Source organism: Bacillus sp. OTU530 (assembly GCF_038440375.1).
Map to the genome: position 1 here is coordinate 1 of NZ_JASATP010000009.1, position 15928 is coordinate 15928.

General features: G+C 35.4%; 12 protein-coding genes and 1 pseudogene. 10 read left to right on the forward strand and 3 right to left on the reverse strand.

All coding sequences use genetic code 11. The features are described from left to right. Positions 1-511 precede the first annotated feature (511 nt). Both AAHB12_RS08925 and AAHB12_RS08930 read right to left on the reverse strand, forming a co-directional pair. Positions 512-1372, reverse strand: coding sequence for a VOC family protein (locus AAHB12_RS08925; RefSeq protein ID WP_342045036.1), 861 nt, complete (start codon positions 1370-1372; stop codon positions 512-514). 294 nt (positions 1373-1666) lie between these two features. Continuing rightward, on the reverse strand, positions 1667-3238 hold the full coding sequence (locus tag AAHB12_RS08930) for a PTS transporter subunit EIIC (RefSeq protein ID WP_342045037.1): 1572 nt from the start codon (positions 3236-3238) through the stop codon (positions 1667-1669). A 1266-nt stretch (positions 3239-4504) separates the two neighbouring features. On the opposite strand from AAHB12_RS08930, the gene AAHB12_RS08935 reads away from it, so the two are divergent. From AAHB12_RS08935 to pssA, 8 genes are all read left to right on the forward strand, one after another. After that, entirely contained in the window at positions 4505-5263 is a 759-nt protein-coding gene (locus AAHB12_RS08935; protein ID WP_342045038.1) for a MurR/RpiR family transcriptional regulator, read from the forward strand. Between the two features lie 37 nt (positions 5264-5300). After that, positions 5301-5798 (forward strand): PTS sugar transporter subunit IIA, encoded by a 498-nt coding sequence (locus AAHB12_RS08940; protein WP_342045039.1) that lies wholly within the window; start codon positions 5301-5303, stop codon positions 5796-5798. 194 nt (positions 5799-5992) lie between these two features. After that, entirely contained in the window at positions 5993-6994 is a 1002-nt protein-coding gene (locus AAHB12_RS08945; protein WP_342045040.1) for a carbohydrate kinase family protein, read from the forward strand. A gap of 28 nt (positions 6995-7022) precedes the next feature. Further along, positions 7023-7817, forward strand: a complete 795-nt coding sequence (locus tag AAHB12_RS08950; protein ID WP_342045041.1) for an endonuclease/exonuclease/phosphatase family protein — start codon at positions 7023-7025, stop codon at positions 7815-7817. Positions 7818-7902: 85 nt separating this feature from the next. Continuing rightward, on the forward strand, positions 7903-9579 hold the full coding sequence (locus AAHB12_RS08955; RefSeq protein ID WP_342045042.1) for a glycoside hydrolase family 13 protein: 1677 nt from the start codon (positions 7903-7905) through the stop codon (positions 9577-9579). 403 nt (positions 9580-9982) lie between these two features. Beyond that, positions 9983-11410 carry an IS4 family transposase gene (locus AAHB12_RS08960; protein WP_342045043.1) on the forward strand — a complete coding sequence of 476 codons (1428 nt, stop codon included), beginning with the start codon at positions 9983-9985 and terminating at the stop codon, positions 11408-11410. A 106-nt stretch (positions 11411-11516) separates the two neighbouring features. Beyond that, positions 11517-12365: a sensor histidine kinase gene (locus AAHB12_RS08965; protein WP_342045044.1), complete on the forward strand. Its 849-nt coding sequence runs from the start codon at positions 11517-11519 to the stop codon at positions 12363-12365. Positions 12366-12629: 264 nt separating this feature from the next. Next, on the forward strand, positions 12630-13121 hold the full coding sequence (gene pssA, locus AAHB12_RS08970; protein WP_342045045.1) for a CDP-diacylglycerol--serine O-phosphatidyltransferase: 492 nt from the start codon (positions 12630-12632) through the stop codon (positions 13119-13121). Positions 13122-13558: 437 nt separating this feature from the next. Here the strand turns inward: pssA and AAHB12_RS08975 are convergent, their stop codons facing one another. After that, positions 13559-14722 (reverse strand): MFS transporter, encoded by a 1164-nt coding sequence (locus AAHB12_RS08975; protein ID WP_342045046.1) that lies wholly within the window; start codon positions 14720-14722, stop codon positions 13559-13561. Between the two features lie 152 nt (positions 14723-14874). On the opposite strand from AAHB12_RS08975, the gene AAHB12_RS08980 reads away from it, so the two are divergent. Both AAHB12_RS08980 and AAHB12_RS31710 read left to right on the forward strand, forming a co-directional pair. Beyond that, positions 14875-15231, forward strand: coding sequence for an MmcQ/YjbR family DNA-binding protein (locus AAHB12_RS08980; protein WP_342045047.1), 357 nt, complete (start codon positions 14875-14877; stop codon positions 15229-15231). A gap of 158 nt (positions 15232-15389) precedes the next feature. Further along, positions 15390-15914: pseudogene (locus tag AAHB12_RS31710) on the forward strand (GntR family transcriptional regulator); the annotation flags it as partial. Between the last annotated feature and the right edge of the window lie 14 nt (positions 15915-15928).

Sequence of the window (15928 nt, forward strand, 5' to 3'; positions counted from 1 at the left end):
GGAGTGGTGCATTAAAAACCTTAAGAAAATAATCTAATATCTAATTGAACTATAATTCGAATATCAGATACTACCTAAAAATAGTGTTTGATATTCGTTTTTTATTTCCAGTGCCAGTATGCTCGATGTAAAGATTGTGAATGATTGCACTTAAATTAAAGGGTGTATTAGTTCAACAAGTTATGAGCGATTTTAGGACTAAGCCTATATTTTAGTTATTCAATTAAATGGCGCAATTGTTGAATAATTAAATCCCAATCTCTCATTTATATCACTGAGAGATTGGGATTTTAGTACTGGAATATCCTTAACGTTGTAAATCCACGTCTTGCTGGTAATACCCCATGCCCATCAACCTAACAGAAATAAATTACCCCAAAACGAGAAAATTGAGCAATTTGCACAAAATCTTTGTTTTGAGGTAATTCTAAATTCTTAACTTGATGGGTATGCGTCAGGGTCCCTAACAGATCATATTTGCACCAGAACCGAGAATACTCACTTAAGTATATTATTTAAATGTTTTTTGATTAAATTCTATTTTTTCATTATCGGGTCCTTTAACATGAAAAAACCTTACTTCAAAATCTCCAAAATCGATAAAACTAGGAACAGTCTCTTCAATAGTATAATTTGCTTCCCGCAACTCATTAAAAGCTTGATCAACATCAAGCACATCTAATGCAATATGATCAATATGTCCATCTGCCCTTGTTTTTATTTCCTCCAGATCTTCTCCAAACAGCTGATATAACTCTATGTGAAAACCGTTCAAATCCATAAAAGCAGCTTTGATAATTCCCTCTTCTCTTTTTACCTCTGCATTCATCACTTCAATAAACCCTAAATCCTTATAAAAACTTTTTGATTTGTTAATGTCAGTAACAGGTATGCCAAGATGAGACCATCCTTTTAACACGGTTTTATTTATACAATCTTCTGATGCTAAATTTTGACTCAACTCTACCGTTTCACCATTAGGCCCAACAAAATTTAGATATTTGACGCCCTTAGAGAAAAAATTCTCTAACAAAACAGGACCGTTTATGGTCGATGAATCTAATTGGGCCCCTTTTAAAAGAAATTCTTCCAGTGAATACTCAATATCTACTGTATCAATAGCTAAATGATCAATGTGCCCCTTGGATCTAAATTTTATTTCTTCATAATCCTTTTCAGAAGGCTGATAAGCTTCAATAACTAAATTTCCCAACTCCATAAATGTAACACTAACTTTTCCGTGATAATCAATAACTGTTTTATAAATTGTTTTGAAGCCGACAATTGTTTCATACCATTCAATTGTTTTATTCAAATCAATTGTAGGGATTCCCAAGTGTTGAACACCTGTTAGATTTCCTTTAAGCAGCATAATAACATCTCTCCTGTACCAATAATTATTTGCTTTTTCCAATGTCTCGGGCTGTGGGCAGTAAACAAAATTTGTATTCTTATATTCCTAGACAAGATTTTATTAATCATGGAATATAGCATAACCTCCTCTATATAAGATTACTGAAGAGGAGGTTATGAACAGGTATATCTAGAATACATATAAGTTAAATTTTGAATATTTAACTTGTTACTAAGATTTTATTACGCTTTCATTAATATTCGAAACACTCTAGGTTTAACTGCATTGTATTACTAATCATTTATATAATCATTAATTTAAACCAGCTAGATATCTATCAACAGAGTTCCTAACTCCATTTACCTTAGGTCCGTATACAACTTGAATATTCTCACCGTTCTTTATTACTCCTGCTGCACCTGTGCCTTTTAAAGTTGATTCATCAACTATAACAGCATCTTTAACCTTTACTCTTAAACGTGAAAAGCAATTATCAACAGATTCTATATTTTCCTTACCGCCAAGTCCTTGAACTATTTCAGCAGCTAAGTCTAAACCTTTTCCTGCTTCTCCTGAACGGTTGGACATTTTTTCTTTATAATCTTTTTTAGTGAATAATTTAACTTCATTATCTTCTCTACCAGGAGTCTTAAGTTTTAATTTTTCAATTAAAGCTTTAAAAACAACAAAATATACTCCCACTTGAACGAGTCCTACAGCTATATATATAGGCCATCTGGTTCTTGCAATTCCAGCGGGTAGATTATAAGATAAAAATTCTATAAGTCCACCTGCTCCATACGTTCTCACTCCAAGTAGTACCGCAATAGTTTCAAACAAACCATCCATTACAGAATGAACTAGCCATAATAATGGTGATACAAATAAGAATGTAAATTCTAAAGGTTCTGTAATACCAGCCAAAACTGATGTTGCTACTGCTGGTATTAAAAGTGCTTTTAGTTTAGTTTTATTTTCTGGCTTAGCTGTTTTATAGAACGCTAAAGCAGCTCCTACTAGACCAAATATTTTAACCATACCATACTGTAAATATTTTGCCGATGGATCGAATATCTTTATAGATGGATCAGTTAGCTGAGCTAAGAATATATTTGTAGCTCCATAATATGTTTTTCCATGTATAGTTAATTTCCCACCAATATCAGAATAGAGGAATGGTGTATTAACTAAGTGATGCAAGCCAGTTGGAATTAAAAATCTATTTAGGAATCCGTATAAAAATACACCTATAGCTCCTGCCTTATTTATGAAAGTTGTCAATGCTGAAATACCACTTGCAACAACAGGCCAAACATAACTTAATACGATTGCTAAGGTTAATAAAATTGGAATTAATACAATAAATACTAGTTTAGTGTTTCCATATGCCCCAAATGCCCCTGGAAACTCCTTATTATAAAATTTGTTATGAACAAGTGCTACTACTACTCCAAGAATCATTCCTAGGAAAACTCCCATATCAACTACTTGAAAGCCTAAAATGATTGTTTGTCCAGTTCCGGTTAAATCAGAAGCAACTTTATATTTTATTAATTTTCCTGTTAAGGCAAGCCACTGGTTGTTAGCTCCTAAAAAAACCAAAAAGGAAAATAATGCTATAAGTGCAGCCTCTGCTTTCTTTTCTTTAGCCATCCCCATAGCTATTCCCACACAGAACACAATCCCTAAATTCATTAAAATAGGCCAAAGACCACTGCCAATGTATTTACCTACATTGAGTACAAAACCTCCATTTCCCACAATAGTTGGGTTAGTAAGGATAGCGGAAAGTGCTAAAATTATACCTACAACAGGTAAGTATAAGACTGGAACCACTACTGCTCTAGCAAAAATCTGCATGCTGTTTAAAATCTTGTCTTTCATTGTAATCCTCCTGATCATATTGTTGTTCCATTCTTGTAAGCGATTTATTATTGTTGTTTTTCACCTCCCAACTTACTGTTAACGTTTACAGCATATTTATAGCATATTAAAAAAAGAGCAACAATAAGGTCCAGACATTATGGGCTCAATCACTGTTTTTGTTCCTTTTCTCATCTTCTGAGAATTTTCACATCACTTATTTATGCATGAAGTATCAGCCTGAAATAATCATATTAGCAATGAAATGATATTTACGAGACAAACTCAATTTTAGAAATCGGGGTGAAAGGTCAGGCTGTGTTCCATCAATCGTTTATAAAACGATGATGTATTGAGCGCACAAATGTGGATTACAATTAGATGAACACTTTCGTTGTCATATAAAGCAAACGAATGATTCATGGAGAAGTGAATTGTTAGATGCCACAGTAAACGGGAATCCAGTGTCTTCATAAATAAAGGATAAGAATAATGTGTCTAAAGGCATACAGACAGACGATATCTGAATATTTTTTTTATAGGATTAGTATTTGATTAAGAAAAAATTCCTTTCCATATGAGGACCTGAATTATTATTGTGGTCAGATATATTTATTCTAGGTGATATGGGATACACATAACTAAAAAACAACAGATGCTGCTTGTCTAACAAGCAGTTGGATTTCTTTAAAGTGGTATCATATTCTGTAATGTACAAGCCTCTGTATATTCCAAGCTTTTATAGGATGATTTTTACCTAGGAGCAAGAACAGTCATTAGATTGCTATTTCATATATATGTGGTCACATTTATGCCCCTTAAATGGATAATTCAAGAAATTCATTCTGGTGAATGTATAAATCATGAGAAAATTCTTACGGGATGTGAAAAAGAACAAAGAGTGTGATTGATACCATAATGCTTGCATATTATTGTTGCTGTTTTTTCTATATGATATAACTTGTGTTGTAAACGTTATTTTGCTATCCGAATTAGTCTGGAGTCCTGCAAATAAATATTGTTCCTTGCTTATTATGGAATTAATCGCTTTAGCTAGTAGACAGACATTTATTCATGATAAGGATAGAAGTAATTAGATGTTAAAGTTGAAAGTCATGTCAGCCTGCACAATTATGATGGAGGTTTCGGAATCTGTTTAGATTAATTAAGGAGTGAGAAATTAAAATTTTTTGTACCTTTTGCTCTGTTTCCTCTACCTAGTACATTGAAAAAGGTTTTATGGATAGACTAAACTAAACTAAAAAGAACTAGGAAGAGATGGGGAAAATGAAGATTGAAGAGTTAATTAATAAACATTATAATCAGCTGCATGAAAATGACTTTCATATTTTAAAGTACATTCTCAATAACAAAAGCTTATGTTATCAGCTAGGAATCAATGATTTAGCGGATAAGTGCAATGTTTCCCGTTCATCCGTTCTGCGTTTAGCACAAAAATTGGGGTTTAGTGGCTACAGTGAATTCCGTGTGTATTTAAAATGGCAGGATCAGGAACATGTGGATAGGGAAGTAAACAGTGTTGAAAATTTGTATGCAGATATACAGGAAACGGTAAAATATACAAAAACAAAAGATTTTCATGATATATGTAAGTTAATAGACCGATCCGAGCGAATATTTGTTTACGGAACAGGTAGCTTACAATTGAACTGTGCTGATGAGTTACAAAGAATGTTTCTTATATTACAACGACATTTATATGTTATAAGAGCATCAAAAGAATTCGAAATATTACTCCAAAGTTTAACAGATAAGGATCTTGTAATTATTATCTCCTTTTCAGGTGATACACCGGTAATATTTCCTGCCGTGCAATCATTAATCGCAAAAGGGGTACCATTTATTTCTATAACAAATCTCAAAAGTAATAAGTTAGCAACCTTGACTCCTTATAACTTATATGCAAATAGCTCAGAAATTCAGATAAGTGATGGAGTTCCCATTCATACATTTTCTTCTTTCTTTATTATTGGAGAGACGTTGGTCCGACACTATATTGAGTATCAACGTGCTATAAAGTCTTGAGTATACATTCCACTAACCAAAATAGGAGCTGATAGTAATGTTTAAAAATTTATTTCAAAAAAAAGCAAAAACTCAAATAGAAGAAATATATTCTCCTCTTACTGGAGAGATTATACCACTAGAAGAAGTCCCTGATCCGGTCTTTTCACAAAAAATGATGGGAGACGGTATCGCAATCATACCAAAAGAAGGGAAACTTGTTTCCCCAGTTGATGGTGAGATCGTGCAGGTTTTTCCCACTAAACATGCGATAGGGATTAAATCTGTGAAAGGTTTGGAGATTCTAATTCACGTAGGGTTAGAGACTGTTGAACTTAAAGGTGAAGGATTTGAAGTATTTGTAAAAGAAGGGCAATCTGTAAAAGCAGGTGATGTATTATCAAACTTTGATATACAATTTTTAGAGAGTAAAAATAAAGAGATTGTTACCCCTATTATTATTACAAATACGCAGGAAAAATTAGGTGATATGGAGCAAATCTCTACTTCAGAAGTGGCAAGACAAGAGTTAATTTTAAAGTGTAATTTAAAATAATGCATTTTAAATAATGAAACGGATTAAAAAGCTTAGATAAAACAATTTGTTTTTCCTAAAGCAGATTTAAGATTATTTAATTTTAATATTTTCACAAAAAGATTTATGTATTCCAGGTTGTAAAACATCAAAATTTTGACGCTATCTCAATATAAGAGCTAGCACGATGAAACGGAAAAAGTAGGGTGATACCATTGGGAAAATTATATTGTATAGGCGAAGCACTAATTGATATGGTTCCAGTCCAAAAAGGACTGGATTTAAAGGAAGTAGAATCTTTTACACGCGTACCAGGGGGAGCGCCAGCTAATGTAGCTGCTACTGTTACAAAATATGGTGGACGAGCATCCCTTATCACGAAATTAGGTACAGATGCATTTGGTGAATTTCTCATAGATACACTCAAGGATGTTGGGGTAAATACAGAGATGGTGTATCGTACAGACGAGGCAAATACAGGCTTGGCATTTGTATCTCTAAGAAAAGATGGGGAACGCGATTTTAGCTTTTATCGAAACCCTTCAGCAGATTTACTATTAACAAAAGATGAAATAAAAGAAGAGTGGTTTACGAGTGACGATCTGCTTCATTTTTGTTCTGTGGATTTAGTAGAAAGCCCTATGAAGTACGCACATATCAAAGCAATCGAGTACATCAAAGAAAAGGGAGGTATTGTGAGCTTTGACCCGAATGTACGCCTGCCACTATGGGAAAATGCTGAAACATGCCGACAAACGATTTTAGAATTTATTCTAAGAGCGCACATCATTAAGATTTCTGACGATGAGTTAACGTTTATTACAGGAATCGAACAAGAACAAGAAGCCATTCAATCGTTGTTCCAAGGTGATGTGGAAGTGATTGTATTTACAAAGGGAGCACACGGGGCTGCTGTATATACGAAACAAAACCAGTATATGTCACAAGGATACAAAGTGGAAGTTGTTGATACAACAGGAGCGGGCGATGCGTTTATTGGCGGTCTTTTATATCAATTACTACGTAATGGAGTGACACAAAGCAACCTACTATCTATCCTTCAAGCGAAACATGAGGAAATTCTTCAGTTTGCAAACGCAAGCGGGGCGTTGACTACTACAGGAAAAGGGGCCATTAGCTCTATTCCCACAAAGGAAGATATAAAGACATTAATTGGTACATCACATGTTCAAACCGCTGAAAGGTTTTTCACCTAATTCAAAGTTACTTGGAGGCATTGTACAAATGAAGTTGTTAACGTTAAACTGTCATTCCTGGCAAGAGGAGAATCAGATAGAGAAGATCAGATACTTGGCTCGGACGATTAAAGAAAACTCATATGATGTTATCGCATTGCAAGAGGTAAGCCAATTGATGGAAGAAGAACATGTATACAGTAACATTAAAAAAAATAATTTTGGACTTGTATTATTACAAGAACTTCAAAAAATTGGTGTCACTGAGTATTCGTTTGTTTGGGATCTCTCTCATATAGGATTCGAAGTCTACGAAGAGGGTTTAGCTATTTTAACAAAGCACCCCATTGTAGAAGATTACTCATTCTTTGTTTCCAAAGGTACGGATACTAACTATTGGAAAACACGAAAAATTGTTGGGGCTAAAATTAACTATAATAATACACCTATCTCCTTCTACTCATGTCATATGGGGTGGTGGCAGGATGAAGAGGAACCTTTTAAGTATCAAGCAGACACCCTTCTCGGGCATGTAAATAAAGATGAGTTGTTCTTTCTTTTGGGCGACTTTAACAACAGTGCTTCTCTCGAAGGAGAGGGCTATGAGTACTTATTAAGCCAAGGTCTTTATGATACGTACCATCTAGCAGAGGAAAAAGATGAAGGGATTACAGTCAAAGGAAAAATTGCAGGTTGGAGTAACAACAAGCAAGATTTACGAATTGATTTGATTTTGACGAACCATCCTGTTCAGATTGAATCTTCAAATGTAATCTTTAATAATATCAATAAATCAGTTGTATCCGATCATTTTGGTATAGAAATTAAAATAGGAATGCTGTGAGAAATGAGGAATGAATCTAACTCTTACTAATTAATAATTGTCAGAAATGCTTTAGAAAATATGAAAGTAAGAAGGGAAGATAGATATGGAGAAAAAATGGTGGAAAGAAAGTGTTGTCTATCAAATTTATCCTCGTAGCTTTATGGATAGTAATGGTGATGGGATTGGCGATCTACGCGGAATTACTTCAAAACTTGATTACTTAAAAGAATTAGGCGTAGATGTTATTTGGCTTTCACCTGTTTATAAATCTCCAAACGATGATAACGGGTATGATGTTAGTGATTATCAAGATATTATGGATGAGTTCGGTACTATGAATGATTTAGATGAACTTTTAGAAGGGTTGCATTCACGAGGGATGAAACTTATGATGGACCTTGTTGTCAATCACTCATCAGATGAACATAAATGGTTCATCGAATCCCGTAAATCAAAGGATAACCCTTACCGAGATTACTACATTTGGCGCCCGGGTGAGGATGGAAAAGAACCAAACAACTGGATATCATTCTTTAGTGGATCAGCTTGGAGATATGATCCAGAGACAGACGAATACTTTATGCACTTATTCAGCAAAAAACAACCAGATTTAAACTGGGAAAATCCAAGACTTCGTAGAGAAGTGTATGACATGATGACATGGTGGCTTGAAAAAGGAGTAGACGGCTTCCGTTTGGATGTAATCAATATGATTTCAAAAGTAGAAGAATTACCTGATGTGAAAGATATCCATGACTATGAATCACGAGGGGAACATTTTTTAAACGGTCCGCGCGTTCATGAATTTTTACAGGAAATGAACCGTGAAGTACTATCAAAATATGATGTGATGACGGTTGGTGAATGCCCAGGAACAACAACGGAAGATGCTAATCAATATGCTAACAGTGAAGGTACGGAGTTAAATATGATTTTTACATTTGAGCATATGGATATAGACTCGGAACCAAGTGGTAAATGGGATGTAAAGCCTTGGAAACTTTCGGATTTAAAAGAAGTGATGACTAAATGGCAAAAAGGCCTAGAAGGAAAAGGTTGGAATAGCCTTTACTTAAATAATCATGATCAGCCAAGAATGGTTTCTCGTTTTGGGAATGATACGTCTTACCGTGTGGAATCTGCAAAAATGCTTGGAACATTTCTTCATATGATGCAAGGAACACCTTATATTTATCAAGGTGAAGAAATAGGTATGACCAATGTTAAATTTGACATTAGTGAGTATAATGATCTTGAGATTCATAATATATATCGTGAAAGGGTACTTGAAGGTGAAGAGGATCACGATAAAGTAATGGAAAGCATCTACATTAAAGGACGTGACAACGCGAGAACCCCCATGCAATGGGATGATAGCGAAAATGCTGGATTCACAACAGGTACGCCTTGGCTAAAAGTGAACCCAAATTATAAAGAGATCAATGCAAAGGAATCACTAGAAGATTCAAATTCTATTTTCCGTTATTATCGAAATCTTATCAAGTTACGTAAAGAGCATGAGGTTATTGTATACGGCGATTATAATCTCATTTTAGAAGATCATGACCAAATTTATGCCTATATTCGTGTATTAGACAATGAAACATTGCTCGTAATTACAAATTTCTCCAGTGAAACTCCAGAGTTCCAATTGCCTGGTCATATTCAATATAATTCGAAACATTTATTAATTAACAACTATGAAGTAGACAAAAACGAAGATAATATCTCTTCTATCCGTTTAAAACCTTATGAAGCAAGAGTATATCTTCTGAAGTGAATCATGCAAAGACTCCGTTATTGAACGGGGTCTTTATTTATAGTTCTGGTGCAAAGACAATAAACGTAGGACATTCCTGCAAGATTACGGATTATGATGTATTACCGATTCTTTTAATGTTTGAATCACCAGTATCGGATCTCTTTAAAATCTACTGCACGATATAGATACATTCCAATTTCATTTTAGTCTTTCATTTCTGGAGATTTGACAGTATGACCTGTAACCCCACTCCTGCTTTTAACGCCTCACTAATGGTCTCTGAGGTGTACCACTCAATGTTGGGAGTTGGTTCTAAAATGCTTGCAGCCTCTCCCTTGGAAAACAAAATAAAACCACGCAGACGCGATTCCCTTCCTCTCGCAAAGAAACTCAAAAATTATTGATAAGGATGGCGTTTTTTATGGAGGCTTCATTACGCGAACAACTGCAACTCTTTGCCCAGGAATTATACCGTAATTTATCCCCTGAAATCCTTCATAGACTCGCAAAAGATGTAGGATTTGTCCGTCGGACAAGTAAATACAGTGGGCAAGACCTTGTGTCACTGTGTGTCTGGCTCAGTCAAGAGGTTGCATCTGCGTCTCTCAACCAACTATGCAGTGTATTAGAGGCTGCGACAGAGATACTCATCAGTCCGCAAGGACTGAATGAGCGATTCAATTCTGCCGCTGTCCAACTCCTGCATGACATTCTCACTGAACTGCTTCAAAAGAAGATTGCGGCACAACCCGCCATTTCCGGTGTTCATACAGAGCATTTTCGTCGTATTCGTGTACTGGATTCCACTGTATTTCAGTTACCCGATATATTTGCAGATAAATATGGAGGTGCTGGAGGCAGTGCTCATACTGCTGGTGTGAAAATTCAGTTCGAGTGTGATTTATTAACCGGAGACGTACTTCATCTGTATATAGGGGAAGGTAAAGAAAATGACCAAGTGTACGGCTCCCAGTGCATAGATTCCTTGGAAGAAGGTGACGTTCGTATTGGTGATCTTGGTTACTTCTCCTTAGAGGACTTCCGAACAATTTCTGAAAAAGAAGCTTACTTCCTTTCTAGGCTTAAACTCAATACACGAGTCTATTACAAGAATCCCAATCCAGAAATTTTTCGGAATGGTACAATCAAGAAGCATTCGGAGTACATTCAAATAGATCTTGAACAGCTCCTTGATACATTACAGCCCGGCGAAACAAAGGAATTGTCGGACGTATATGTGGGTATGTATGAAAAGTTGCCGGTCAGGGTCATCGTTTACCGGCTGACAGAACAGCTACGAAATCGAGAAGAGGATATGGCAAAGAAAGAGAAGAAAAAAGGTATCACCTACAAGGAAAGAAGCAAGCGCTTGAGTGCCATGAATCTGTACTGCACTAATATTCCTGCGGAATATGTGGAAGCAAGCCGGATTCATGATTTCTACTCCCTCCGCTGGCAGATTGAGATTTTGTTTAAAACATGGAAGTCCCTCTTCTCTATCCATGTATGCAAGAAAATAAAACTAGAGAGGTTAGAGTGTCATATCTATGGTCAACTTATCCGTATCCTTATCTGTTCGTCCACCATGTTTCAAATGAGGGAGTTACTTTTGCGGAAAAAGAAAAAAGAGCTTAGCGAGTATAAGGCAATGTATATGATAAAGGACTATCTGCCCCTCTTACACAAAGCCATACTACAAAATACCGAGCATCTCACGAAGGCATTTTTGCGTCTTTACACCCTTTTAGAAAAGAATGGACGGAAGTCTCACAGGTACGAGAAGAAAACGGTTTTTGATATTCTGGGAGTTGTGTACGAACGAACTAAGAGTACAAAACAAGTTGCATAAGCAAAAAAAACGTCCAATTTAGACGTTTCTTTGTCATGCCTATTTTTAAGCTAAACGTTTAGTTGTTCTTAAAGAATGGTTTTTCATCTGCCTACTAGCATTGTCGTTGCTGGGGGGAAGATGGTTATCAAATATTATTATGCGGCCTATCGCGAATATGATTCAAACCATGGAAGATATTGAACGCAGTGGCGTTCCAAAAACAATCATGATTCATAATCGAACAAGAGATGAACTTGAAAAGCTAGCTACAACATTCAATCTCATGATTAAGAGGCTACAGGAAAATTCAGAAAAACAAAAACAGTTTATTTCGGATGCCTCTCACGAACTAAAAACTCCGCTTACAGTCATTAGGAGTTATGCCAACTTACTAAGAAGACGCGGCATACAAAACGAAGAAATAACAGTAGAAGCAATTGAGGCAATTCATGCAGAAGCAACTCGAATGCAAAGAATGGCAGAAGCATTACTGGATTTAGCCGCGTCAGAAAAAGAAATGGTTTTAGAAATAAAATCATTGGATTTGATATCATTATGCCAAAGCATTCTACAACAATTTAGAAATGTGTATAAAAGAGAATTTATATTTCATTACAGTCAAGATCCTATTATTGTTAAGGCAGATGAGCTAAAGATAAAACAAGTCATCATCATATTGCTCGATAATGCCATTAAATATAGTTCTGACAAAATTGAAATGTTTTTGGAACAGAATGAAGACGATGTTGTGATACGAGTAAAAGATTATGGTATTGGTATACCTAATAAGGAAATACAACATATTTTTGAACGATTTTACCGAGTAGATAAAGCAAGAAGTCGAGAAACAGGAGGGACGGGATTGGGACTGGCTATCGCAAAAAATATTATGAAACAACATAAGGGAGAAATTAAGATACGAAGTGAAGAAGGCAAAGGAACAGAAGTGGAATTGTTTATACCCGCTTCCTAGTATAAAACAATCGAGCGGCAAGGTTCCAATATTATGGATTTTTTGAGTATCATGACTGGTATCTATGGCAGACATTTGGATCTATGGTTGCTTTCGGTACGAGTAGTGCGATTGCTGTAATCGCTGCCCTATTTTTTTCTTGTCGAAATTTGTGCAGGGAGAACAAAATTTTTTCATTCTATATTATGTATTTTAAGAATAACGGAAGAATATATAGAAAATGCTACATAAATGGGAAGTTTGATCAACTTAGGGGGGGCAACCTTGTTCAATCAGATAGTAAAAGCTGTACCCAATTTATTTACGATCGGAAATTTATTATGCGGCGTTTTTTCAATTACCTTGAATATGAGTGGGCTTTTAGAGTTGTCATCCATTTTTATTTTCTTTTCGGCTGTTTTAGATCTTCTGGACGGAAGGATTGCGAGAAAATTAAAAGTGAACAGTGAGTTTGGCGTAGAATTGGATTCCTTAGCAGATATTGTTAGTTTCGGAGTTGCTCCTGCACTTCTATTTCATTCGATAGCAGCACCATCTATTTTTACTTCTTTGGCATTTATCCTTTTCCCAACGATGGGGGCTTTAAGATTAGCTAAATTTAGTGTTAAACCAACCATTGGATATTTTAAGGGATTACCTATTCCAGCTGCTGGATTACCATTGGCTGGTATGGGGTTTTTTTCATATAGCAATGCATGGATTACCTTAATCCTCGCTCTCCTAATGGTAAGTCCAATTAGGTTTAAAAAACTTTAATTGGGGTCCCGCCTTCATGCCTATCAAGACTTTATGTAACTTGGTTGGAAGGGATCCCCTAAACCAAAAGAATAAAAATCATATAAAGAGTAAATATAATTTCAATGAGGAATTGCTAAAACATATTTCACCACTGGGATGAGAGCATATAAACTTTCTTGGAGAATATCGATTTAATGTAAACGATATGATAACATTGGAATTTCTTCGTCCATTGCAATCAACTTAGCAAAGTAAGAGCCGATTTTTTCTTAGAGTAAGAAAATCGGCTTTTTTAGAATATCCTTTTTACCCTCGTACACTATTCGGTTATCTTTATTCAGCTTATTAGTTAGTCTTATTAAGATTATACTATCCATAAACGTGAAACGTTTTATGTATTACGGCATACAAGGATAGCCTCGTATATGTAAACATGCTACTCCATTATTTATGTTCTATGTTGCTTTTCTTACGTTAAAAGAGAGCGTTCTAAATAACAAAATAGATGCAATGATAGCGATGACTCCATTTATAATGAATGAAACTTCAGCACCAAATATCTGCCATAACCAACCTGTAAGCAAAGAGGCCGGAAATAGACCAATACCCGTAATCATAGCATAAAAACCAAGTGCAGTTCCTTTATTTTCTGGATTTGCTAAATCAGCAACTAACGCCTTCTCAACCCCTTTAGTAAAAGCTGAATACAGCCCATAAAACGCAAAGAGAATAATGAGGCCAATCGTTGTATTTGCTTCTGCAAAGCCAATATATACAAATCCATATAACGCATAACCTACAGTTAGTAGACCTCTTCGACCGAATCGGTCTGACAATACTCCAGAAATATATGAAAAAGAAGACGCGATAAGATGAAAGAGTAGATATAATAATAGGACATGATTAGTAGAAACCCCTAAATCTGCTGCTCTTAGTAAAAGAAACGAATTTGATGAATTAACAATGGTGAAGAGAAATACAATAAACATTAATTTTTTTACATTCGGATTTAAAAGTTTCCAGTCAAGTTTAGGAATTGTGGTGGTTGGAATTTCCTTTACTACCGGTTCGTGTTTTCTTTCCTTGATACCCCATAGCAGTACCCAACCAATAATTACAGGAATTAAGGAATAAAGGAAAACATCATTAAAGTTCTGATTTGCATTGACTTGTAATATAAAATAAGCAGCTCCAATTCCGATAGAAGCACCTAACATATCCATCATTTGATGGAATCCAAAAGCCCTTCCTTGCTTTTTTGTTCCTCCAGCTTCAGATATAAGTGCATCTCTTGGAGCTGTTCGAATGCCTTTTCCAGTACGATCGATCAGTTTCCATATGAAAACACTGACCCAAGAGCTTGAAATAATTAAGAATATTCTTCCTAAACCGGATAAACCATACCCAACTACAGCAAGGCCTTTTCTATTTTTCAGAAAATCTGAACGCCGACCAGAGAAAAATTTCAAAACACTTGCTAGGCTCTCTGATAATCCATCAATCATCCCAATAATAAAAGGCCCTGATGAGGAAAGGAGAATTGGGATTAAAGGAGTTACCATATAGGTTCCCATATCTGTAAAAAAGCTAACCAGACTCAATATCCAAATGTTTTTCATGTTTCAATCGCCTCCTGAAAGTAATTTAATGTTAAAATAGCTGGAGATTGTGAAGGAATGTACCTAAATGAATCGGATCAGTGCAATAAAGAGTTCAAGGATTATAATTTAGGATGCAGCTTTATTCATTTATGTTAGAGAAGAGGTAAATAATGAAAAAGAGAGAGGAAGCTATCAGTTACTGTTTAAGAATGGGTAACACATATGAAGATTATCCATTTCGTGATAAGAATTGGACATTAATGCGACACATAGAAAGCAAAAAAGTGTTTGCGTGGATCTTTGAAAAAGATGACCGTATTTGGATCAATGTGAAGTGTGAACCCGGTTTTCTAGATTACTGGCGTCAGATTTATACTTCGGTAGTTCCAGCATTTCATCTTAATAAGGACCATTGGAATTCAATCATTCTTGACGGTACTGTTCCAGAGGAAGAAATTTACGAAATGATAAGACAAAGTTATATGTTAACTAAAAAAAGTAAGAGTAAAGTTAATTTCAATAAGTGAAGGCATTGATTCGGCAGTAAGGATCAATGCTTTTTTTGTGGAACTTACTATTATAAATGCGGTAGTGAGATAGAGAGCAAAGGTCAGCGGAATAAAGAAAATTATAATTGTTTTAGAAATGACACAATCATAAAATTGTATGAAAAAGGATGCGTATTATGCCGATTAATTCTTTTGAAAACTATCCGATGAGCTGGAAGCCGTCAATTGATAAAACTAAAAAGCCAATTTATCAAGCAATTGCAGGGCAATTGGAACAGGATATTTTAAACGGAGTTTTATTACCTGGAACAAAACTTCCCCCACAGCGAGAACTGGCCGATTATTTAGATTTAAATTTGAGTACTATTTCAAAAGCGTTTAAAGTGTGTGAGTTAAAGGGATTGTTAAGTGCATCTGTGGGGAGTGGCACATTTGTATCGTATGATGCGTTATCGAATGCGTATTTACTTGAAGATACAAAGCCGAAGCATTTAATTGAAATGGGAGCGACACTACCAGATAATGCTTCATATGAGCCACTACTACTCCAATTGAAAAATATGCTGCAAGAGACAGATTATGAAAAATGGTTTGGTTATGGTCGAGCAGGCGAAAGCCTTTGGCAAAAGGATGCAGCTATCAAGCTAATCCGAAGAGGTGGGGAACTAAACTTTCCTTATTTTTTGATAGCTGAGTTAGGTACAGAAAAACAAGA